Annotated in this window: 22 protein-coding genes; 15 read left to right on the forward strand and 7 right to left on the reverse strand. The window is 63.0% G+C overall.

The genetic code is table 11. The annotated features are described in order from the left end of the window. Window positions 1-57: 57 nt before the first annotated feature. From CAF70_RS16085 to pdeM, 3 genes are all read left to right on the forward strand, one after another. On the forward strand, window positions 58-1,173 hold the full coding sequence (locus tag CAF70_RS16085) for a succinylglutamate desuccinylase/aspartoacylase family protein (protein ID WP_085625921.1): 1,116 nt from the start codon (window positions 58-60) through the stop codon (window positions 1,171-1,173). Between the two features lie 67 nt (window positions 1,174-1,240). Continuing rightward, window positions 1,241-3,694 carry a ligase-associated DNA damage response DEXH box helicase gene (locus CAF70_RS16090; RefSeq protein ID WP_085625920.1) on the forward strand — a complete coding sequence of 818 codons (2,454 nt, stop codon included), beginning with the start codon at window positions 1,241-1,243 and terminating at the stop codon, window positions 3,692-3,694. Continuing rightward, window positions 3,691-4,344 carry a ligase-associated DNA damage response endonuclease PdeM gene (gene pdeM, locus CAF70_RS16095; protein ID WP_085625919.1) on the forward strand — a complete coding sequence of 218 codons (654 nt, stop codon included), beginning with the start codon at window positions 3,691-3,693 and terminating at the stop codon, window positions 4,342-4,344. Before CAF70_RS16090 ends, pdeM begins: the two co-directional genes overlap by 4 nt. Before the next feature lie 6 nt (window positions 4,345-4,350). Here the strand turns inward: pdeM and CAF70_RS16100 are convergent, their stop codons facing one another. Together CAF70_RS16100 and dcd are read right to left on the reverse strand one after the other, a co-directional pair. Further along, window positions 4,351-4,578 carry a hypothetical protein gene (locus CAF70_RS16100; RefSeq protein ID WP_085625918.1) on the reverse strand — a complete coding sequence of 76 codons (228 nt, stop codon included), beginning with the start codon at window positions 4,576-4,578 and terminating at the stop codon, window positions 4,351-4,353. A 93-nt stretch (window positions 4,579-4,671) separates the two neighbouring features. Continuing rightward, entirely contained in the window at window positions 4,672-5,238 is a 567-nt protein-coding gene (gene dcd, locus CAF70_RS16105) for a dCTP deaminase (RefSeq protein ID WP_003258001.1), read from the reverse strand. Between the two features lie 328 nt (window positions 5,239-5,566). On the opposite strand from dcd, the gene CAF70_RS16110 reads away from it, so the two are divergent. Beyond that, on the forward strand, window positions 5,567-5,776 hold the full coding sequence (locus tag CAF70_RS16110; protein ID WP_003254922.1) for a cold-shock protein: 210 nt from the start codon (window positions 5,567-5,569) through the stop codon (window positions 5,774-5,776). Between the two features lie 187 nt (window positions 5,777-5,963). Here CAF70_RS16110 and apbC read toward each other — a convergent pair whose 3' ends face one another. Further along, the gene (gene apbC, locus CAF70_RS16115) at window positions 5,964-7,058 is read right to left on the reverse strand and encodes an iron-sulfur cluster carrier protein ApbC (RefSeq protein ID WP_085625917.1); all 1,095 of its coding nucleotides are present in this window, start codon (window positions 7,056-7,058) and stop codon (window positions 5,964-5,966) included. A 158-nt stretch (window positions 7,059-7,216) separates the two neighbouring features. Between apbC and metG the strand changes: the two genes are divergently transcribed. From metG to CAF70_RS27715, 7 genes are all read left to right on the forward strand, one after another. Beyond that, window positions 7,217-9,256, forward strand: coding sequence for a methionine--tRNA ligase (metG, locus tag CAF70_RS16120; protein ID WP_085625916.1), 2,040 nt, complete (start codon window positions 7,217-7,219; stop codon window positions 9,254-9,256). Between the two features lie 108 nt (window positions 9,257-9,364). Continuing rightward, complete coding sequence (locus CAF70_RS16125) at window positions 9,365-9,913, forward strand: Rnf-Nqr domain containing protein (RefSeq protein ID WP_085625915.1); 549 nt, start codon at window positions 9,365-9,367, stop codon at window positions 9,911-9,913. After that, complete coding sequence (locus CAF70_RS16130; protein ID WP_085625914.1) at window positions 9,910-10,884, forward strand: RnfABCDGE type electron transport complex subunit D; 975 nt, start codon at window positions 9,910-9,912, stop codon at window positions 10,882-10,884. Before CAF70_RS16125 ends, CAF70_RS16130 begins: the two co-directional genes overlap by 4 nt. Further along, a complete protein-coding gene (locus CAF70_RS16135) occupies window positions 10,881-11,483 on the forward strand; it encodes an RnfABCDGE type electron transport complex subunit G (protein WP_085625913.1) in 603 nt (200 codons plus the stop codon). The genes CAF70_RS16130 and CAF70_RS16135 overlap by 4 nt, the downstream gene beginning before the upstream one ends. Then, window positions 11,476-12,000 carry an NADH:quinone oxidoreductase gene (locus tag CAF70_RS16140; protein WP_085625912.1) on the forward strand — a complete coding sequence of 175 codons (525 nt, stop codon included), beginning with the start codon at window positions 11,476-11,478 and terminating at the stop codon, window positions 11,998-12,000. Before CAF70_RS16135 ends, CAF70_RS16140 begins: the two co-directional genes overlap by 8 nt. Window positions 12,001-12,004: 4 nt before the next feature. After that, on the forward strand, window positions 12,005-12,643 hold the full coding sequence (nth, locus tag CAF70_RS16145; protein ID WP_085625911.1) for an endonuclease III: 639 nt from the start codon (window positions 12,005-12,007) through the stop codon (window positions 12,641-12,643). 104 nt (window positions 12,644-12,747) lie between these two features. Then, window positions 12,748-12,924 (forward strand): PA3496 family putative envelope integrity protein, encoded by a 177-nt coding sequence (locus CAF70_RS27715; RefSeq protein WP_178076394.1) that lies wholly within the window; start codon window positions 12,748-12,750, stop codon window positions 12,922-12,924. 56 nt (window positions 12,925-12,980) lie between these two features. On the opposite strand, the gene CAF70_RS16150 is transcribed toward CAF70_RS27715, so the two are convergent. Further along, window positions 12,981-13,604 (reverse strand): response regulator transcription factor, encoded by a 624-nt coding sequence (locus CAF70_RS16150; protein ID WP_085625910.1) that lies wholly within the window; start codon window positions 13,602-13,604, stop codon window positions 12,981-12,983. 367 nt (window positions 13,605-13,971) lie between these two features. Here CAF70_RS16150 and CAF70_RS16155 point away from each other — a divergent pair, with 367 nt between their 5' ends. Continuing rightward, on the forward strand, window positions 13,972-14,454 hold the full coding sequence (locus CAF70_RS16155; protein WP_085625909.1) for a hypothetical protein: 483 nt from the start codon (window positions 13,972-13,974) through the stop codon (window positions 14,452-14,454). A gap of 69 nt (window positions 14,455-14,523) precedes the next feature. Here the strand turns inward: CAF70_RS16155 and CAF70_RS16160 are convergent, their stop codons facing one another. After that, the gene (locus tag CAF70_RS16160) at window positions 14,524-15,741 is read right to left on the reverse strand and encodes an argininosuccinate synthase (RefSeq protein WP_013973956.1); all 1,218 of its coding nucleotides are present in this window, start codon (window positions 15,739-15,741) and stop codon (window positions 14,524-14,526) included. 471 nt (window positions 15,742-16,212) lie between these two features. Then, the gene (locus tag CAF70_RS16165; RefSeq protein ID WP_085625908.1) at window positions 16,213-17,172 is read right to left on the reverse strand and encodes an OmpA family protein; all 960 of its coding nucleotides are present in this window, start codon (window positions 17,170-17,172) and stop codon (window positions 16,213-16,215) included. 130 nt (window positions 17,173-17,302) lie between these two features. Here CAF70_RS16165 and pyrC point away from each other — a divergent pair, with 130 nt between their 5' ends. Then, window positions 17,303-18,349, forward strand: a complete 1,047-nt coding sequence (gene pyrC, locus CAF70_RS16170) for a dihydroorotase (RefSeq protein ID WP_046614753.1) — start codon at window positions 17,303-17,305, stop codon at window positions 18,347-18,349. Window positions 18,350-18,408: 59 nt separating this feature from the next. Next, on the forward strand, window positions 18,409-19,020 hold the full coding sequence (rnt, locus tag CAF70_RS16175) for a ribonuclease T (RefSeq protein ID WP_243434194.1): 612 nt from the start codon (window positions 18,409-18,411) through the stop codon (window positions 19,018-19,020). A gap of 161 nt (window positions 19,021-19,181) precedes the next feature. Here rnt and CAF70_RS16180 read toward each other — a convergent pair whose 3' ends face one another. After that, entirely contained in the window at window positions 19,182-19,784 is a 603-nt protein-coding gene (locus CAF70_RS16180) for a peroxiredoxin (protein ID WP_003254945.1), read from the reverse strand. A gap of 224 nt (window positions 19,785-20,008) precedes the next feature. Between CAF70_RS16180 and CAF70_RS16190 the strand changes: the two genes are divergently transcribed. Continuing rightward, window positions 20,009-20,227 carry a bacterioferritin-associated ferredoxin gene (locus CAF70_RS16190; protein WP_003254947.1) on the forward strand — a complete coding sequence of 73 codons (219 nt, stop codon included), beginning with the start codon at window positions 20,009-20,011 and terminating at the stop codon, window positions 20,225-20,227. Window positions 20,228-20,274: the final 47 nt, after the last annotated feature.

Here is a 20,274-nt window from a genome sequence, read left to right on the forward strand (position 1 = left end):
TTCCATCTTTGTGCCGACTGTGTCGCAGACCGTTTTCGCCACGCACCCAGGACCATCATGCACCACTCGACCCACGACCTGCTCTCCCCCGTTCCGGGCATCACCCGCCAGCTGCACAGCTTCCACTTCGGACCCCGCGGTGGCGGCAAAGTCTATATCCAGGCTTCGCTACATGCCGACGAACTGCCTGGGATGCTGGTGGCCTGGCACCTCAAGCGCCGCCTGGGTGAACTGGAACAGCAAGGCCGCCTGCAGCGCGAGGTCATCCTGGTGCCGGTGGCCAACCCCGTCGGCCTGGAACAGGTACTGCTGGACGCGCCGCTGGGGCGTTTCGAACTGCAAAGCGGCGAGAACTTCAACCGCAACTTCGTCGATCTTTCCGACAGTATCGGCGACCAGATCGAAGAACACCTGACCGAAGACCCGGCACACAACCTCGCGCTGATCCGCGAATACCTGCGTCGGGGGCTGGATGCCCACCCTGCGCGCACACCGCTGCAGGCCCAACGCCTGATCCTGCAGCGCCTGGCCTGCGATGCCGACATGGTGCTGGACCTGCACTGCGACTTCGAGGCGGTCGAGCACCTGTACACCACACCAGACGCCTGGCCGCAGATCGAACCGCTGGCCCGCTACCTGGGTGCCCAGGCCAGCCTGCTGGCCACCGATTCGGGCGGGCAGTCGTTCGATGAATGTTTCAGCCTGGTCTGGTGGCAGTTGCAGCAACGCTTCGGCAAACGGTTCCCGATTCCGCTGGGCTGCTGCTCGGTCACCGTCGAGCTGCGTGGCCAGGCAGATGTCAGCCACGACCTGGCCAGCAAGGACTGCCAGGCGATTCTCGACTTCCTGACCCATGCGGGGGTCATCGAAGGGGCCGCGACCACCTTGCCCGCCTTGCGCTGCCCCGCCACGCCGCTGGCCGCTGTCGAACCGGTGATAACACCACTGGGCGGGCTGCTGGTGTACCACGCCCGGCCAGGCCAGCACCTGGAGGCGGGCCAGTTGATCGCCGAAGTCATCGATCCGCTCAGCGACCGGGTGACGGCCATTCACAACAGCCAGCCAGGCCTGCTGTATGCACGCAACGTACGGCGCATGGCTACCGCAGGCATGGTCATCGCCCACGTTGCAGGCGAGCAGGTGTGCCGCAGCGGCTACCTGCTGGCCAACTGATCCGGTAAAACCATTGCAACTGGCGGGTTGTCTGTAGAAACACAGCCACCGAAGGACCCTATGCCCCATGCCCGCCGCCACCGACCTCGCCAAGGCCTGGTTCGCCAAGCGTGGCTGGAAGCCTTTCGCTTTCCAGCGCCGTGTCTGGGCCGCCGTGAAACGCGGCGAATCCGGCTTGCTGCATGCCAGTACCGGTGCCGGCAAGACCTACGCGGTGTGGCTCGCCGCGCTGCAGGCTTTCAAGGCCCAAGCCCAGGGTCGGCAGGCTGCACCTTTGCAGGTGGTGTGGGTCACCCCCATGCGTGCCTTGGCCGCCGACACTGCCCGCGCGCTGCAGATGCCGCTGGACGACCTGGGCCTGCCGTGGAGCGTGGGCGTTCGCAGCGGCGACACCGGCAGTGCCGAACGCGCCCGGCAAGCACGACGCCTGCCCAGCGTACTGGTCACTACCCCTGAAAGCCTGACGCTGCTGTTGACCCGTGCACAAGCCCGCGAAGACTTCGCCACGCTGCGCCTGGTAGTGGTGGACGAATGGCACGAACTGCTGGGCAACAAGCGCGGGGTACAACTGCAACTCGCCCTGGCCCGCCTGCGCCACTGGCACCCGGGCCTGCCGACCTGGGGCCTGTCCGCCACCCTCGGCAATCTTCAACATGCGCTGGACGTATTGCTGCCGCAAGGCGGCTTGCTGGTACAAGGCCGACAGGACAAGCCGCTGCTGGTCGATACCTTGCTGCCAACCGCCATCGAGCGCTTCCCCTGGGCCGGGCACATGGGCTTGAAGATGCTCGACCAGGTCAGCCGGGAGATCGATGCCAGCACCAGTTGCCTGGTATTCACCAACACTCGGGCGCAGGCTGAACTGTGGTATCAGGCCCTGCTCGAAGCACGCCCCGACTGGGCCGGGCTGATCGCCTTGCACCATGCCTCACTGGCCCGCGATACCCGCGACTGGGTCGAGCGCAGCCTCAAGCAAGGCAGCCTCAAGGCAGTGGTCTGCACCTCCAGCCTGGACCTGGGGGTGGACTTCCTGCCCGTGGAGCGCGTACTGCAAATCGGCTCCGCCAAGGGCATTGCCCGCCTCGTGCAACGGGCCGGGCGCTCCGGTCACGCGCCGGGACGGCGTTCCCGGGTGACCCTGGTGCCCACACACAGCCTGGAACTGGTGGAAGCCGCAGCCGCCAGGCAGGCCTTGGCAGCCGGGCGCATCGAGGCCCGTCATTCGCCGCGCTTGTGCATGGATGTGCTGGTGCAACACCTGGTCAGCATGGCCTTGGGCAGTGGCTTTTACCCTGAGCAGTTGCTGGCCGAAGTGCGCAGCACCTGGGCCTTTCGCGAATTGCGCGACAGCCAGTGGCAGTGGGCACTGGGCTTCGTCTGCCATGGCGGCAGCTCACTTAGCGCCTATCCGGATTACCAGCGCGTCGAGCGCCAGGCCGATGGCACTTACCGGGTTGCCAGCGAACGTCTGGCACGTCGCCACCGCATGAGTATCGGGACCATCGTCAGCGACGCCAGCCTGCAGCTCAAGTACTGGAGCAAGGGTGGTGGGGGCAAGGCGCTGGGCAGCATCGAAGAGGCGTTCATTGCCCGCTTGCGCCCCGGCGATACCCTGGTGTTCGCCGGGCGAGTGCTGGAACTGGTGCGCGTGGAAAACATGACCGCGTACGTACGCCGCAGCACCGCGCGCAAGGCCGCGGTTGCACGCTGGAATGGTGGCCGCATGCCGCTCTCCAGCGAACTGGCCGACGCACTGGTCGAACAGCTCGGCGCAGCATCCCAAGGGCAATTTCAAAGCCCGGAGATGCGTGCCGTACGCCCCCTGCTGACCTTGCAGGCGCAGTGGTCAGCGCTACCCACACCCGGCACGCTGCTGGCCGAAACCTTCAAGTCGCGTCAGGGTTGGCACCTGTTCCTGTATCCGTTCGCCGGGCGCATGGCGAACCTTGGCCTGGCCAACCTGATTGCCTGGCGAGTAAGCCGCGTACAGCCGCTCTCGGTTTCGATTGCCGTCAATGACTACGGGTTCGAACTGCTCAGCCCGGGCAATGTGGACTGGGCGACGCACCTGCCGCAAGCGCTGGGCACCGAGCATCTGCTGGACGATGTACTGGCCAGCCTCAATGCAGGAGAAATGGCATTGCGCCGTTTTCGCGAAATCGCGCAGATTGCCGGGCTGGTATTTGGCGGGTATCCGGCAGCGCAGAAAAGCCTGAGGCAGATCCAGGCCTCCAGCGGGCTGTTCTATGAGGTATTTCGCAAGCACGATACCGGCAACTTGCTGTTGGCCCAGGCGCGGGACGAAGTGCTGAATGAGGAACTGGAGATCGAGCGGCTGCACCGGCAGTTGCTGAAAATGCGCCAGTTACAGCTACAGCTGCGACAGCTTGAGCGGCCCGGGCCGTTGGCATTTGCCTTGCTGGTGGAAGGCATGCGCGAAACGTTGAGCACCGAGAAACTGGCGGACCGCATTGCCAGGATGGTCACGGAGCTGAACAGTGCGGCGGACGCAACGCAATGACCAACCTGCTATCCATCGAACACCATGGCCAGGTGCTCTGGCTGCTTTCGGACAAGGCCATCTACTGGCCAGCCCGCCGTGCCCTGCTGGTGGCCGACGTGCACATCGGCAAGGCCGCAAGCTATCGCGCCCTGCATCAACCGGTACCACGCGGGACCACCGAAGCGACACTCGCCCGCCTGGATGCCTTGCTGGCCAGGCATGATTGCGAGCAACTGATCATTCTTGGCGATTTCCTGCATGCGCGCGCAGCGCACGCACCGGCAACCCTGGCCAGGCTGCAGGCATGGCGGGCGCGTCACAGAGCACTGAACATCGTGCTGATCCGCGGTAATCACGACCGGAACGCCGGCGATCCACCCGTGTCGCTCGATATTGAAGTCATGAACGAACCTTGGCTGCTAGAGCCCTTCGCGCTCCAGCACGAACCCGAACCGCACCCCAGCCACCCAGTCCTGGCGGGCCATGTACACCCGGTCTTCGTGCTGCGCGGGAAAGCGCGGCAACGCCTGCGACTGCCCTGCTTCCTGATCGATGGCCAGGTCAGCCTGCTGCCGGCATTCGGTGAGTTTACCGGGGGTTGGGAAGTCGCGCCCACGGGCACCAGCCGGGTGTACCTGGCCGGGGCAGACCGCGTCTGGCCCGTGTAGCGACGCTCAGGCGACAGGCGCAGGAGGCGGCTCGTCAGGCAGGGTTGGCTCGCCTGGTTCCATGGGGGGCGTTTCGCCCGGTTCCGGCGGTTGCGGGGTGTCCGGGTCAGGCTGGTGGGGCACGCCCCCCGCCTGCATCGGCAGCGGGTGCGCCAGCAATGACCATGGTAGCAACCCGACGTGGTTAGGCTGCAGAACTGCCAGCTTGGCACTGATTGTGGGGTGGAGTTTCATTGGCTGCTCCTGGCAAGGCCGCCACGCATCATGCGTACCGGCGTTATCCAGTTGGAGTGCCAAAGGCGCGGGGAATTCCCCGCGCCTGTCGGCTCAGGTACGCGGCAGGGTGACGCCGCGCTGGCCCTGATACTTGCCGCCACGGTCCTTGTACGACACTTCGCATTCTTCGTCGGACTGCAGGAACAGCATCTGGGCCACGCCTTCGTTGGCGTAGATCTTTGCTGGCAGCGTGGTGGTGTTGGAGAACTCCAGCGTCACGTGGCCTTCCCACTCGGGCTCGAGCGGGGTGACGTTGACGATGATACCGCAACGGGCATAGGTGCTCTTGCCCAGGCAGATGGTCAGCACGTCACGCGGAATGCGGAAGTACTCTACGGTGCGCGCCAAGGCGAAGGAGTTCGGCGGGATGATGCACACGTCGCTCTTGATGTCGACAAAACTGCCGGCATCGAAGTTCTTCGGGTCGACGGTGGCCGAGTTGATGTTGGTGAACACCTTGAATTCGTCGGCGCAGCGCACGTCGTAACCGTAGCTGGAAACGCCGAAGGAGATCACCCGGCTGTCCTGTTCGCCGCGCACCTGGCGCTCGACGAACGGTTCGATCATGCCGTGTTCCTGCGCCATGCGGCGAATCCACTTGTCCGATTTGATGCTCATGGCGGGTTGTCCTGAAGAGTTGCGAGGTGAAAATTCGAGACGCGCATCTTACCGGTCCCGGCGCCCAGGTTAAAGTTCCATGCCTCATCCCGCGCCGGGCGGGGGCTGCAGCCGCCGTCGATCCGAATTTGCATAAAGCGGCTTCTGACCATTGGCAGGTTGCGGAAAGTGGGGTAAGGTGGCGCCACTGTGCTGCACGTGACACCGAGAATATCTAGTTTGATGCACGATCCTGATCGGCCCATCGCTGAATTTTCTGCTCTCTTTGCGCTCAGTCCCGGCCAGGGTTTTTCCTGACCGTTATCAAATTGTCCAAGGAGACAGAAAAATGTCCAACCGTCAATCCGGTGTTGTTAAGTGGTTCAACGATGAGAAAGGCTACGGCTTCATCACCCCTCAGTCGGGCGACGACCTGTTCGTGCACTTCAAAGCCATCCAAGCTGACGGCTTCAAAACCCTGAAAGAAGGCCAGGCTGTTACTTTCGTCGCTACCCGCGGCCAGAAAGGCATGCAGGCTGAAGAAGTTCAGATCGCCTAAGTCGATCGAAGCTTCCTAGCTTTCAAAAAAACCCGCCTTCCGGCGGGTTTTTTTATGCCTGACAGAAAGACCGAGTCGCCTGCTTCGCGGGCTTGCCCGCTCCCACAGGGACTGCACAGCGTTTGAAGCTTGTGTTGTACCTGTGGGAGCGGGCAAGCCCGCGAAGAGAGCGACGCGGTCTGACAGATCAGTCTTCGCTGATGGTAATGCTCGGCATCGCCGGCGCCGCCGCTTCCTGCAGCACGATGCGCGCGCCCACCTGACGGGCCAGCTCCTGATAGACCATGGCGATCTGGCTTTCCGGTTCGGCGATGGCGGTCGGCTTGCCATTGTCGGCCTGCTCGCGAATCAGCATCGACAGCGGCAGCGACGCCAGCAGGTCGACGCCATACTGGCTCGCCAGCTTCTCGCCACCGCCTTCGCCGAACAGGTGCTCGGCATGGCCGCAGTTCGAGCAGATGTGCACGGCCATGTTTTCCACCACGCCCAGCACCGGGATGTTGACCTTGCGGAACATCTCCACACCCTTCCTGGCGTCGAGCAGAGCCAGGTCCTGCGGGGTGGTGACGATCACCGAACCGGCCACCGGCACCTTCTGCGCCAGGGTCAGCTGGATGTCACCGGTGCCCGGCGGCATGTCGATCACCAGGTAATCCAGGTCGTCCCAGGCGGTCTGGGTCACCAGTTGCAACAGCGCGCCGGAAACCATCGGACCACGCCAGACCATCGGTGTGTTGTCGTCGGTGAGGAACGCCATGGACATGACTTCCACGCCATGGGCCTTGATCGGCACGAACCACTTCTGCTCGCGAATCTGCGGGCGCGTCCCCTCGGCGATACCGAACATCACGCCTTGGCTGGGGCCATAGATATCGGCATCGAGAATACCCACCCGCGCTCCCTCGCGGGCCAGCGCCAGGGCCAGGTTGGCCGCGGTGGTCGACTTGCCCACACCGCCCTTGCCCGAGGCCACGGCGATGATGTTCTTGACGTTGGCCATGGCCGGCACCTGAGCCTGAGCCTTGTGCGCGGCCACCACGCAGTCGATGGTCACCTGGGCACTGCTGACGCCCTCGAGGTTGCCGATGGCAGTCTGCAGCACCTGGGCCCAGCCGTTCCTGAACAACCCTGCGGCATAACCCAACTGCAACTGCACGTTGACCTGCCCACCCTGGATATCGATGGCGCGCACGCAGCCGGCGCTGACCGGATCCTGGTTCAGGTAGGGGTCGGTGTACTGGCGAAGCACGCCTTCGACGGCGGCACGGGTGACGACACTCATGGAGACTCCCATTGGCAAACTGGATGTAAAACAGACGCCTATCCTAACCCGTCAATCGTCAGCAGATGCGCATGCGGGATGAAATATCTTCGCCAGCCCTTTATAGTTACCGATCAACCTCATTTTTACCCCGTCGCCAGATAAGTAGCCGAGCCACCATGTCCGAGCCACGCCAGATTCTCGTCACCAGCGCCTTGCCCTATGCCAATGGTTCGATCCACCTTGGCCATATGCTCGAGTACATCCAGACAGACATGTGGGTCCGCTTCCAGAAGCTGCGCGGTAACCAGTGCATCTACGTCTGCGCCGACGACGCCCACGGCTCGGCCATCATGCTGCGCGCCGAGAAGGAAGGCATCACCCCGGAACAGCTGATCGCCAATGTCCAGGCCGAGCACAGCAGCGACTTCGCCGACTTCCTGGTGGATTTCGACAACTTCCACTCCACCCACAGCGAAGAAAACCGCGAGCTGTCGGGCCTGATCTACGCGCGCCTGCGTGATGCCGGGCACATCGCCACCCGTTCGGTCACCCAGTACTTCGACCCGGAAAAGGGCATGTTCCTTGCCGACCGCTTCATCAAGGGCACCTGCCCCAAGTGCGCGGCCGAAGACCAGTACGGCGACAACTGCGAAAAATGCGGCGCCACCTACGCGCCCACCGAGCTGAAGAACCCCAAGTCGGCCATCTCCGGTGCCACCCCGGTGCTGCGTGATTCCCAGCACTTCTTCTTCAAGCTGCCGGACTTCCAGGCCATGCTGCAGCAGTGGACCCGTAGCGGTACCCTGCAGGACGCAGTCGCCAACAAGCTGGCCGAATGGCTGGATTCGGGCCTGCAGGAATGGGACATCTCCCGCGACGCGCCGTACTTCGGCTTCGAGATTCCGGGCGAGCCAGGCAAGTACTTCTACGTGTGGCTGGATGCGCCGATCGGCTACATGGCCAGCTTCAAGAACCTCTGCGCACGCCGCCCGGAGCTGGACTTCGACGCGTTCTGGAGCGAAGGCTCCAAGGCCGAGCTGTACCACTTCATCGGCAAGGACATCGTCAACTTCCACGCCCTGTTCTGGCCGGCCATGCTCGAAGGCGCCGGCTTCCGCAAGCCGAGCGCGGTCAACGTGCACGGCTACCTGACCGTGAACGGTGCCAAGATGTCCAAGTCGCGCGGCACCTTCATCAAGGCCCGCACCTACCTGGACCACCTGCAACCGGAGTACCTGCGTTACTACTACGCGGCCAAGCTGGGCCGTGGCGTCGATGACCTGGACCTGAACCTGGAAGACTTCGTGCAGAAGGTGAACTCCGACCTGGTCGGCAAGGTGGTCAACATCGCCAGCCGCTGCGCCGGTTTCATCCACAAGGGCAACGAAGGCGTGATGGTAGCCGGCGATGCCGCACCGGAGCTGACCGAAGCCTTCCTGGCGGCCGCCCCGTCGATCGCCGACGCCTATGAAGGCCGCGACTTCGGCCGTGCCATGCGCGAAATCATGGCCCTGGCCGACCGCGCCAACGCCTGGATCGCCGACAAGGCCCCGTGGTCGCTGGCCAAGCAGGAAGGCAAGCAGGATGAAGTGCAGGCCATCTGCGCCCAGGGCATCAACCTGTTCCGCCAGCTGGTGATCTTCCTCAAGCCGGTGCTGCCGGTGCTGGCTGCCGACGCCGAGGCGTTCCTCAACGTGGCACCGCTGACCTGGAACGACCACCTGTCGCGCCTGGAAAACCACCAGCTGAACCCGTTCAAGGCGCTGATGAGCCGCATCGAACCGGCCAAGGTCGAAGCCATGGTCGCCGCCAGCAAGGAAGACCTGCTGGCAGCCGAAGCCAAGGCCCCTGCCGGCAACGGCGAGCTGGCCAAAGACCCGCTGTCGGCGGAAATCGAGTTCGACACCTTCGCTGCCGTCGACCTGCGCGTAGCGCTGATCGTCAAGGCCGAAGCCGTACCGGGTGCCGACAAGCTGCTGCAACTGACCCTGGACATCGGTGACGAGCGCCGCAACGTGTTCTCCGGCATCAAGTCGGCCTACCCCGACCCGTCCCTACTGGAAGGCCGCCTGACCATGATGGTCGCCAACCTCAAGCCACGGAAGATGCGCTTTGGCGTGTCCGAAGGCATGGTCATGGCGGCCGGCCCTGGCGGTGAAGAGATCTACCTGCTGAGCCCGGACAGCGGTGCCAAGCCAGGCCAGCGCATCAAGTAACACAACCTGCCGGACCTTGTGGGAGCGGGCGTGCCCGCTCCCACAATGACTGCAGCACCTTGATGCCAAACCCGGACAATCGCCCCGATTCCCGGCTATCGTCATCTCATGAACGATTACCTTCTGGTCCTGATCAGCGCCGCGCTGGTCAATCACTTGTGCCTGCAACAACAGCCACTCTCGAGGCTGCAACTACACGTGCACGGCCTGGCCTGCGCACTGTGCATTGCCTTGGGCATGATCGGCGCACAGGTGCTGATACGCGGAATACTTGCCCCGCTACAGCTCCAAGACCTTGCCCTGTTCCTGTTGCTGCCCTGGCTGGCACTGCTCAGCCGGGGCGTGCCCTGGCTGCTGGCCAAGTGGCGCCCGGCCTGGCCCCTGGTGGGGCTGCCGACACTACTATTGAGCAACGCGACAGTACTGGGGCTGGCCCTGCAACAGGCAAGCGACGACAGCACATGGCTCGCTACGCTGCTGCAAGCCCTGCTGGCCGGCGGTGGTTTCTGCCTGGCGCTGATCCTGCTCGCCGACCTGCGCCAACGCAGCGCCCATGCCGAGGTCCCCGAGGCACTGCGCGGCCTGCCTGTCGAACTGCTCGGCGTCGGGGTCATGGCCCTGGCATTTTCCGGCTTCAACGGGCTGTTCGCCCAATGACCGCCAAACCCGACCCGCGGCTACGCGCCAGCATGGGCCTGGTGTTGCTGGCCTGCGTGCCTGGCTTGCTGGCGCTGTTCTGGCTGCATGGCTGGAGCCTGCTACTGAACCTGTTGCTGTGCGCCTGTGCCGCGCTGTTGTGCGAGGCATTGCTACTCACCTTGCGAGCACAACCGCCGACCACGGCGCTGAACGACGGCAGTGCACTGGTGACAGCCGTGCTGCTGGCTGCCGCCCTGCCCACCCTGACGCCGTGGTGGTTGCCGGTGATCGCTACCAGCGTTGCCATCGGCATCGGCAAACAGGCCTTTGGCGGGGTCGGGCGCAACCTGTTCAACCCGGCCATGGTCGGCTACGCCTTCGTGCTGCTGAGCTTCCCGTTGCAGATGAACCATTGGCCAGGGCCGGCACCTGGCCTGCTCGACAGCCTTCAGCAGGTATTCGCCGATAGCGGGCAGATCGATGCCTGGGCCCGGCCGACACTGCTCGACGGCCTGCGTCACAACCGCAGCCTGACCCTCGATGAACTGTTCGCCAGCCACCCGGGTTTCGGCAGCATCGGTGGGCAAGGCAGCGAATGGGTCAACCTGGCATTCCTGCTGGGCGGCCTGTTCCTGTTGCAGCGCAAGGTCATCAGCTGGCATGCGCCGGTTGGTTTGCTGGCAGGGCTGTTCCTGTTCAGCCTGCTGGGCTGGAATGGCTCGGGTTCGGACTCCAACGGTTCCCCTCTGCTACACCTGTTCTCCGGCTCGACCATGATGGCGGCGTTCTTCATTGCCACCGAACCGGTGTCCGGCCCCCGGCAGGCGTGGGCGAAGCTGGGGTTCGGCCTGGGAACGGGCCTGCTGATCTACCTGATCCGCACCTGGGGCAGCTACCCGGACGGTTCGGCGTTCGCCATCCTGCTGATGAACCTCATGGCGCCGAGCCTTGAGCGCCTGGCCTTGCGGCGCCAACAGGTCGCCCGATGAAGCGCCTGGTACGTGATGTGGGCCTGCTGCTGCTGACCGGAGCACTGGCGCTTTCGGCTACCCTGGCCTGGCGGCACTGGACCAGCACGGCCATTGCCGACGCCGAGAAACAACTGAATGGCCGCCAGCGGCTGGCGGTGCTGCCAAAAGGCAGTTACGACAACCAGCCACTGGACAGCCCGCTGCCCGTGCCCGCCGCACAGCGGCCAAACAGCCTTATCCTGGCAGCTTACCGGGCGACGCTGGCGGGCAAGCCGGCCGCCATCATCCTGGTCACCCAGACCCAGGGCTATGCCGGGCCGATCGTGCTGAGCGTGGCCATCGCCACGGACGGCCGGCTGATCGGCAGCCAGCTGGTCGAGCAACAGGAAAGCCCCGGACTGGGCGCACGCCTGGGTGATGCTCAGTTGAACTGGCTGGGGCAATTTGCCAACCGCCAGCTGGGCGATCATTGGGCGCTGAAGCGCGACCAGGGCGACTTTGACCAGTTGGCCGGCGCGACCGTAACCTCACGGGCCGTGATCGGCGCCTTGCAGGAGGCGCTGAGCTACTTCGATGAGCAGCGCAGCGTGCTGCTGGGGGGCGCCACGCATGAATAGGTTCTACCTGCTAGGCGCAAGCCTTGTGCCCCTGCTGGGTGCCACCCGGACACTGGCCGAAGGCGCCACCATCGGTGTGTGCGCTGTGCTGATGAGCAGCCTTCACCAACTGTTGCTGGCCCCCCTGCGCCAGCGGCTCGCCACAGGCACCTGCCTGCTGGCCAGCCTGCTGCTGCTGGCGGCCCTGGCCAGTTGCCTGCAACTGGCCCTGCGTGCCTGGCTGCTGCCACTGGCTCTCGCCCTCGGCCACTATCCCGCACTGCTGTGCCTGCAATGCCTGGCCACCGACCACCTGCTGCCCGTTCAAGGGCGCTGGCGCCTGCTCGCCAGATACCTTTGCACACTGTTTGCCACCTGCCTGCTGCTCGGTGCCAGCCGCCAATGGCTGGCCGACGGTGCCGGCCTGCACCTGGCCAGCCAGGCCCCCGGCGCCTTGCTACTGCTCGGACTGCTGCTGGCCTTGTACAATTGCCTGCGTCCGGGCCCCGCCCAACCACGTCGTCAAGGAAAGCGCTGATTTCATGAATGCCGCCAAACGCCTGGAGATCTTTCGCAGGCTGCACGAAGACAATCCCGACCCGAAGACCGAACTGGCCTATACCACTCCGTTCGAACTGCTGGTCGCCGTGACATTGTCCGCGCAGTCCACCGATGTCGGCGTCAACAAGGCCACCGCCCGCCTGTTCCCGGTCGCCAATACCCCCGAGGCCATCTATGCCTTGGGCGTCGAAGGCCTGAGCGAATACATAAAGACCATTGGCTTGTATAACAGCAAGGCCAAGAATGTCATCGAGGCCTGTCGACTGCTGATCGAGCGCCATGGCAGCCAGGTACCGCAAACCCGCGAAGCCTTGGAAGCGCTGCCCGGCGTGGGCCGCAAGACCGCCAACGTGGTGCTCAACACGGCGTTCCGCCAACCGACGATGGCAGTGGATACCCATATCTACCGGGTCAGCAATCGCACCGGCATCGCGCCAGGCAAGACAGTGCTGGAAGTGGAGAAAAAGCTGATCAAGTTCGTACCGAAGGACTACCTGCTCGACGCACACCACTGGCTCATCCTGCATGGGCGCTATGTGTGCCAGGCACGCAAGCCGCGCTGCGGCAGTTGCCGGATAGAAGACTTGTGCGAGTACAAGCACAAGACCTGCGACGATTGAGTCGATAGCGGAAAACCACCTGCAACGATTGAAAAAATCTTTTTTACCAGCGTCTGCTTTCTGGTTATAAGGACGGCCAATGGCCCCTTGGCTTGGAGCGACTCATGAGTAGCGATAAAGACGACCTCTCGATCGAAGATGATTTTGTTGCCGCAGAGGATGAAGCGGAACCGCCGGTGGAAACCGCAAAAACCAACCTGAGCAAACGCCGCACCATCGACAACATGCTGGAAGAAAGGCGCCTGCAGAAGCAGTTGGCCGATTTCGACTACGATCTGTAGCCCGATCCTGCAGCCTTGGCAAAGCCTCCTGGCAGGAGGCTTTACGGCGTTGACGGTCAGTTCAACCCTTGCCGTTGCGCCAGCTCGATCAGGTCGACCAGCGACCGCGCGTTGAGCTTGAGCAACAGGCGCGACTTGTAAGTACTGACCGTCTTGTTGCTGAGAAACATGCTATCGGCAATCTCCTTGTTCGAGCGCCCTCGCGCCAATTGTTGCAGCACCGTCATCTCGCGCGCCGAGAGGCGGTTGACCATATCCGTCTCGCTCCCGCCTCCCCTGCCACGGGACGGATGCAGGGCCTGGTTGGGGAAGTAGCTGTAACCCGACAATACCGCCTTGATAGCGCTCAGCAGCTCGGTGAGCTCCTGTTGCTTGCACACATACCCTGCCGCCCCCGCCTGCATGCAGCGCATCGAAAAGTTGCCAGGAGGCTGCGATGTCAGCACCAGCACCTTGCTACCCGGGCTGAAGGCCGTCATGCGGGCGATCACCTCCAGGCCATCCAGTTTGGGGATACCGATATCGAGCACCACGATATCCGGCAGGTGTTGCCGCGTCAGCTGCAGCGCAGCCACCCCGTTGTCGGTCTCCGCCACGACGTCATACCCATGCCGCTCCATCAGCATGCGTACGGCCAAGCGTATGACCGGATGATCATCTACGATAAGCACTTTATTCATGCGATATCCATTCATTGTTTTTGCTTTGGTCCGCCAAGATAACCGACAGAACGCTTGCTGGCGCGGTGATTGACCGGCGAAATTCATGAGCAGATAAAACCTACGGCACTTACAGAAATTTCCTACACACAACTGCTGTAGTTGTAACAGTTAAATTCCCTGTTGCCGGAATAAACGGTATCACCCGTCTGCAAAGGCGCACTAGTTGAAAACCGGCCATTACCTGAGGAATTATCCAACTCGAACACGAGGAACAAACAAGGCTGTCAGGGTTACCGGCGATTATTCCCCACCCGGGAAACTGTCCAGTCTTTAGTTGAACATCGCCGTAAGGTAATGATGGGCAAATTCGCTGGAGACGGCCCATATGCCCCAAGCACAACCTGTCGCCCCGCTGACGATCATTGCCATCTTCGCGGGGATTATCGAAGCCTCTGCCCTGGCCACACTGCCGTTTCTCAGCGAGTCCAGCCAACATCTCTACACCTGGTTCCTGGTGGGCTTCCCGTTCTTTCTGACAGCGCTGTTCTTCCTCACGCTCAACTTCAATTACAAGTCCTTCTACAGCCCGTCGCCAAACAGATCGGCGAACGGCAACACACCGGCATTGAACGCTCAGGTCAAACCTGCAACGCCCGGTGATGGCGGCGAAGCGCTGCAGGGCGAGCCTGTCACGTTCATGTTTTCCGGCCCCGATGCCAATCGCATGATGGAGCAACAACTGCTGCTCGCCCTTGCCCAGCCACCTCTGCCAGCGCGCACCTGGCGCTTTTGCAACCTGGATAGACGCCAATGCGCGCAACTATCGATCAGCGCGCTTGAGGGGCAGATGGAAAACGACAGCCATTGATGCCCCGGGCTTTCCACAGGCAAAAAAAACCCCGGCCTGGGCCGGGGTTTTTATTGCACCTGCCAACGATCAGAGCAGCGAGCGCCCCTTGTTGGCAGCAATGCGCATACGCAGGGCGTTGAGCTTGATGAAGCCGGCAGCGTCCGCCTGGTTGTAGGCGCCGCCATCTTCCTCGAAGGTGGCGATGTTGGCATCGAACAGCGAATCGTCCGACTTGCGGCCAACCACGGTGACGTTGCCCTTGTACAGTTTCAGGCGTACCACGCCGTTCACGTTGACCTGCGAAGCATCGATCATCTGCTGCAGCATCAGACGCTCCGGGCTCCACCAGTAGCCGGTGTAGATCAGGCTGGCGTACTTCGGCATCAGCTCATCCTTCAGGTGAGCGACTTCGCGGTCCAGGGTGATCGACTCGATGGCACGGTGGGCCTTGAGCATGATGGTGCCACCAGGGGTCTCGTAGCAGCCACGCGACTTCATGCCGACGTAACGGTTCTCGACGATGTCCAGGCGGCCGATGCCGTTGGCACCACCGATACGGTTCAGGTCCGCCAGAACGGTGGCCGGGGTCTTCTCGACGCCGTCGATGGCAACGATGTCACCGTTGCGGTAGGTCAGCTCGATGTAGGTGGCCTGGTCCGGGGCGTTCTCGGGCGAGACGCTCCAGCGCCACATGTCTTCTTCGTGCTCGGTCCAGGTATCTTCCAGGACACCGCCTTCGTAGGAGATGTGCAGCAGGTTGGCGTCCATCGAGTACGGCGACTTCTTCTTGCCGTGGCGCTCAATCGGAATGCCGTGCTTCTCGGCGTAATCCATCAGCTTCTCGCGGGACAGCAGATCCCACTCGCGCCATGGAGCGATGACCTTGACGCCTGGCTTCAGGGCGTAGGCACCCAGTTCGAAACGCACCTGGTCGTTGCCTTTGCCGGTGGCACCGTGGGAAATGGCGTCGGCGCCTGTTTCGTTGGCGATTTCGATCAGGCGCTTGGCGATCAGCGGACGGGCGATGGAAGTACCCAGCAGGTACTCGCCCTCGTAGACGGTGTTGGCGCGGAACATCGGGAACACGAAATCACGCACGAATTCTTCGCGCAGGTCGTCGATGTAGATCTCTTTAACGCCCATTGCCTGGGCCTTGGCACGAGCAGGCTCGACCTCTTCGCCCTGACCCAGGTCAGCGGTGAAGGTCACCACTTCGCAGTTGTAGGTATCCTGCAGCCACTTGAGAATCACCGAAGTATCAAGGCCGCCGGAATACGCCAGTACGACCTTTTTTACGTCCGCCATGCCATCACTCCACGGGGTTGTACGGAAAGGGATCGATTCTAACGACGTTGCGGATAAATTTACAGTGGGGCGACAGCTTCTGACGACAAAGCGACAGGAACTTTCGGAAGGGCGACGGGAGAATTGTATCAGGGCCCCAAGGTGCATGCCTTGACCTGATCAGCGCCTATGAGATCGAGCGCCGCCCGCGCGGCGCATCGCCGGCAAGCCGGCTCCCACATCTGTTTCGGGCCAGTTACTCCTGCCTCCTGCGCACTCGCACCCTGGGTGCATGACTGAAGATTGCAGAAGAGCAGCAGCGCTACCTTCGATATCTTGTCGTACAAACAAGGGGGGCGCGCGCACCAGGCACAGAAGAGACTGGCCCGAAACAGATGTGGGAGCCGGCTTGCCGGCGATGCGCCGCGCGGGCGGCGCTCGGTCTCACAGGCGCAAAAAATGTTGTGGCGGACACCTGGCGGTCAACCCGACTCAGGGCGCCTTCACCCCCGGCGCGGCAGCAGGCGGACTGGCTGACGCTGCCGCCGGAGCAGCAGGCGCCGCTTGCTCAACCGGCTTCTCCACTGGCTTCTCGATCACCGCCACCCGATCCAGTTCGATGTTCACCCGCCGGTTACGCGCCCGGTTGGCTGCACTGTTGTTCTTCGCCAACGGATAACGCTCACCATGGAAGCGCACGGTAATCTGCTCTTCCGGCACGCCATGAGCCTTGAAGTAGTCGGCCACCGCCAGCGCCCGGCGGCGCGACATGTCGCGATTGGTCAAACGGTTGCCACTGTTGTCGGAGTGGCCGTTGAGCTCGACATGGTTCACCGTCGGGTCGGCCTTCATGTAATCGAGGATCACATCCAGCCGCGCCTTGGCCGCACCATCCAGCTCGAATCCCCCACCGGGAAAGCCAACCTGGGTCTGGCGCACCTGGTCGTAGTTCATCGGCAGCAGCTTGCCGGCACAGGCCTGGTAGTCGCTATAGGCCTTGGCGAAACTGACCGGCAGCACACGCACCTCCATCGGCCTGCCAGCTTCGCCGGCGTAATTGCGCACCACCGTGCTGCGCCCGTCGAGCAGGCCGTTGATCAACCGGCTGGCCTGGCCCTGGGACGAACTGAACAATACCCCGGTGCGGGCCATGCGCACGCTGCCCAGGTTGATGTCGCTGCGCCCGGGTTGCCACGGTGCAGCGGCTGCCAGCAACGTGGCCGTGCCCGCGCCCAGGACGTTGCTGGCCGAACGCAGCTGGAACACCGGCTGCTCGCCCGCGCGGCGCACGAACTCGCCACTGCCGAAACCGTCGATCGGCTGGATCAGCCGGCATTCGAACTGATCACCCTCGACCTTCCAGGCAATGTTCTCCATGCGCGTCTGGAAGGTCAGTGCACCGGCCGGCAGGCTGGCGAACAGGGTCAACAGGGCTAGGTAACGCTGGCGCACGGGTGGCTCCACAAATTCCGACGGCTTACCTGCAGGCTATCGGACGCCAGCCGGAAAACTTGATAGCCGTGCTCCACCCAGGGTTTTCCGGTAGCATTGGCGCTTGAGTTCGACCCGCCTGGAATCCCCAATGTCCGATCGCCTGACCCTCCTGCGTCCCGACGACTGGCACATCCATCTGCGCGATGGTGCCGTCCTGCCCCACACCGTTGGCGACGTGGCGCGTACTTTCGCCCGTGCCATCATCATGCCCAACCTGGTTCCGCCGGTGCGCAATGCCGCCGAGGCCGGCGCCTACCGTGAGCGCATCCTGGCCGCCCGCCCGGCTGGCAGCCGCTTCGAGCCGCTGATGGTGCTGTACCTCACCGACCGCACCAGCCCTGAGGACATCCGCGCGGCCAAGGCCAGCGGTTTCGTGTACGCCGCCAAGCTGTACCCGGCCGGCGCCACCACCAATTCCGACTCGGGCGTGACCAGCATCGACAACATCTTCCCGGCCATCGAGGCGCTCGCGGAAGTCGGCATGCCGCTACTGGTGCATGGCGAAGTGACCCGCAGCGAGATCGATGTGTTCGACCGCGAGAAGCGCTTCATCGACGAGCACATGCGCCGTGTGGTCGAGCGCTTCCCGACGCTGAAGGTGGTGTTCGAGCACATCACCACCAGCGATGCCGCGCAGTTCGTCACCGAGGCTCCGGCCAATGTCGGCGCGACCATCACCGCGCAGCACCTGCTGTACAACCGCAACCACATGCTGGTTGGCGGCATTCGCCCGCACTTCTACTGCCTGCCGATCCTCAAGCGCAACACCCATCAGGTGGCGCTGCTGGATGCGGCCACCAGCGGCAACCCGAAGTTCTTCCTGGGTACCGACTCGGCCCCGCACGCCCGTCACGCCAAGGAAGCCGCCTGCGGTTGCGCCGGTTGCTACACCGCCTACGCCGCCATCGAGATGTACGCCGAAGCGTTCGAGCAGCGTAACGCGCTGGACAAGCTGGAAGGCTTTGCCAGCCTGCACGGCCCGGCGTTCTACGGCCTGCCGGCAAATACCGACACCATTACCCTGGTCCGTGAAGAATGGACAGCCCCGGACAGCCTGCCGTTTGGCGAGCAGACCGTGGTCCCGCTGCGCGCCGGCGAAAAACTGCGCTGGCGCCTGCTGGAGGAAAACGCGTGAGCGAAGACCTCTACGAAGACGACCTCGACACCCAGGGCAGCAGCGGCTCGCGCCACCCGATGGCCGAGCGTTTCCGCGGCTACCTGCCAGTGGTGGTGGATGTGGAGACCGGTGGCTTCAACAGCGCCACCGATGCCCTGCTGGAAATTGCCGCGGTCACCATCGGCATGGACGAAAAGGGCTTCCTGTTTCCCGAGCACACTTACTTCCACCGGGTGGAGCCGTTCGAAGGCGCCAACATCGAGCCGGCTGCACTGGAGTTCACCGGGATCAAGCTGGACCATCCACTGCGCATGGCGGTAAGCGAGGAAAGCGCGCTGACCGACATCTTCCGTGGCGTACGCAAGGCACTCAAGGCCAATGGCTGCAAGCGGGCGATCCTGGTCGGCCACAACAGCAGCTTCGACCTGGGCTTCCTCAATGCCGCGGTGACGCGCAATGACCTGAAGCGCAACCCGTTCCACCCGTTCTCCAGCTTCGACACCGCTACCCTGGCGGGCCTGGCCTATGGCCAGACCGTGCTGGCGCGAGCCTGCCAGAGCGCCGACATCGACTTTGACGGGCGTGAAGCGCACTCGGCACGTTATGACACCGAGAAGACGGCCGAACTGTTCTGCGGCATCGTCAACCGCTGGAAAGAGATGGGCGGCTGGCGCGATTTCAACGACTGATCTGCAAAAGCCTTCGCGGGCATGCCCGCTCCCACAGGGATCGCACAATGGGCTGAGGCCAGCGGAGTACTTGTGGGAGCGGGCGCGCCCGCGAAGAGGCTGGCACAGGAACGCACAAAAAAAACCGGCCACATGGGCCGGTTTTTTCATGCACGCGGCAATTACAGCTTGCCAGCGTTCTCGCTCAGGTAGGCAGCAACGCCTTCCGGCGAAGCGTTCATGCCTTTGTCGCCTTTTTTCCAGTTGGCAGGGCAGACTTCACCGTGCTCTTCGTGGAACTGCAGGGCGTCGACCAGGCGCAGCAGCTCGTCCATGTTGCGGCCCAGTGGCAGGTCGTTGACGATCTGCGAACGGACAACACCGTTGGTGTCGATCAGGAAGGCGCCACGGAAGGCCACGCCGCCTTCGGACTCGACGTCGTAGGCCTTGCAGATTTCGTGGGTCATGTCGGCCGCCAGGGTGTACTTGACCTGGCCGATACCGCCGTTGTTTACCGGGGTGTTACGCCAGGCGTTGTGGGTGAAGTGCGAGTCGATAGACACGCCGATCACTTCCACGTTGCGCGCCTGGAAGTCAGGGATGCGGTTGTCCAGGGCGATCAGCTCGGACGGGCAGACGAAGGTGAAGTCCAGCGGGTAGAAGAACACCAGGCCGTACTTGCCCTTGATGGCCGAAGCCAGGTTGAAGCTGTCGACGATCTCGCCATTGCCCAGCACGGCCGGAACGGTGAAATCGGGGGCTTTCTTACCAACGAGTACGCTCATTGTAATCTCCTGATGAGGGTGAAAAACCGTTTGCCGGGCCAGACGGGCTTGCCCGACATCCAACAAAGGCTGACCATCATACACGGCTTCTGATGACAGGCCGACTCCAACGACGAAGCAACCGCCGGTCGCTCAAGCACGCCCCTTGCAGAAACCACTTTGACAAGCATTCTCATTAACATTAAGCTCCACCCCATCGAGCCCACCAACGATGGTCAGCCTTTATGTATGTGTGTCTTTGTGTCGGCGTTACCGACGGACAGATCCGCGATGCGATCTATGAAGGATGCTGCAGCTACAAGGAAGTGCGAGCCGCTACCAACGTCGCCAGCCAGTGTGGCAAATGTGCCTGCGTGGCGAAGCAGGTGGTCCGTGAGACCCTGACCGAGCTTCAGGTCAGCCAGGCAGCCCTGCCCTACCCTGTGGAATTTACCGCAGCCTGAAATCCGAAATTCAAAGAACCGGACCTTGCGTCCGGTTTTTTTATGCC

The sequence above is a fragment of the Pseudomonas sp. B19(2017) genome, from assembly GCF_002113165.1.
Lineage (GTDB): Bacteria > Pseudomonadota > Gammaproteobacteria > Pseudomonadales > Pseudomonadaceae > Aquipseudomonas.

Excerpts from the sequence above, each read along its gene's own strand:
- CAF70_RS16190 (WP_003254947.1), top strand. The coding sequence starts at position 20,009 with ATGTATGTGTGTCTTTGTGTCGGCGTTACCGACGGACAGATCCGCGAT.
- nth (WP_085625911.1), top strand. The coding sequence starts at position 12,005 with ATGAATGCCGCCAAACGCCTGGAGATCTTTCGCAGGCTGCACGAAGAC.
- CAF70_RS16085 (WP_085625921.1), top strand. The coding sequence starts at position 58 with ATGCACCACTCGACCCACGACCTGCTCTCCCCCGTTCCGGGCATCACC.
- CAF70_RS16155 (WP_085625909.1), top strand. The coding sequence starts at position 13,972 with ATGCCCCAAGCACAACCTGTCGCCCCGCTGACGATCATTGCCATCTTC.
- apbC (WP_085625917.1), bottom strand. The coding sequence starts at position 7,058 with ATGAGTGTCGTCACCCGTGCCGCCGTCGAAGGCGTGCTTCGCCAGTAC.
- CAF70_RS16135 (WP_085625913.1), top strand. The coding sequence starts at position 10,881 with ATGAAGCGCCTGGTACGTGATGTGGGCCTGCTGCTGCTGACCGGAGCA.
- CAF70_RS16125 (WP_085625915.1), top strand. The coding sequence starts at position 9,365 with ATGAACGATTACCTTCTGGTCCTGATCAGCGCCGCGCTGGTCAATCAC.
- dcd (WP_003258001.1), bottom strand. The coding sequence starts at position 5,238 with ATGAGCATCAAATCGGACAAGTGGATTCGCCGCATGGCGCAGGAACAC.
- CAF70_RS16130 (WP_085625914.1), top strand. The coding sequence starts at position 9,910 with ATGACCGCCAAACCCGACCCGCGGCTACGCGCCAGCATGGGCCTGGTG.
- metG (WP_085625916.1), top strand. The coding sequence starts at position 7,217 with ATGTCCGAGCCACGCCAGATTCTCGTCACCAGCGCCTTGCCCTATGCC.
- CAF70_RS16090 (WP_085625920.1), top strand. The coding sequence starts at position 1,241 with ATGCCCGCCGCCACCGACCTCGCCAAGGCCTGGTTCGCCAAGCGTGGC.
- CAF70_RS27715 (WP_178076394.1), top strand. The coding sequence starts at position 12,748 with ATGAGTAGCGATAAAGACGACCTCTCGATCGAAGATGATTTTGTTGCC.
- CAF70_RS16140 (WP_085625912.1), top strand. The coding sequence starts at position 11,476 with ATGAATAGGTTCTACCTGCTAGGCGCAAGCCTTGTGCCCCTGCTGGGT.
- CAF70_RS16180 (WP_003254945.1), bottom strand. The coding sequence starts at position 19,784 with ATGAGCGTACTCGTTGGTAAGAAAGCCCCCGATTTCACCGTTCCGGCC.
- pyrC (WP_046614753.1), top strand. The coding sequence starts at position 17,303 with ATGTCCGATCGCCTGACCCTCCTGCGTCCCGACGACTGGCACATCCAT.
- pdeM (WP_085625919.1), top strand. The coding sequence starts at position 3,691 with ATGACCAACCTGCTATCCATCGAACACCATGGCCAGGTGCTCTGGCTG.
- CAF70_RS16100 (WP_085625918.1), bottom strand. The coding sequence starts at position 4,578 with ATGAAACTCCACCCCACAATCAGTGCCAAGCTGGCAGTTCTGCAGCCT.
- CAF70_RS16110 (WP_003254922.1), top strand. The coding sequence starts at position 5,567 with ATGTCCAACCGTCAATCCGGTGTTGTTAAGTGGTTCAACGATGAGAAA.
- CAF70_RS16160 (WP_013973956.1), bottom strand. The coding sequence starts at position 15,741 with ATGGCGGACGTAAAAAAGGTCGTACTGGCGTATTCCGGCGGCCTTGAT.
- CAF70_RS16150 (WP_085625910.1), bottom strand. The coding sequence starts at position 13,604 with ATGAATAAAGTGCTTATCGTAGATGATCATCCGGTCATACGCTTGGCC.
- rnt (WP_243434194.1), top strand. The coding sequence starts at position 18,409 with ATGGCCGAGCGTTTCCGCGGCTACCTGCCAGTGGTGGTGGATGTGGAG.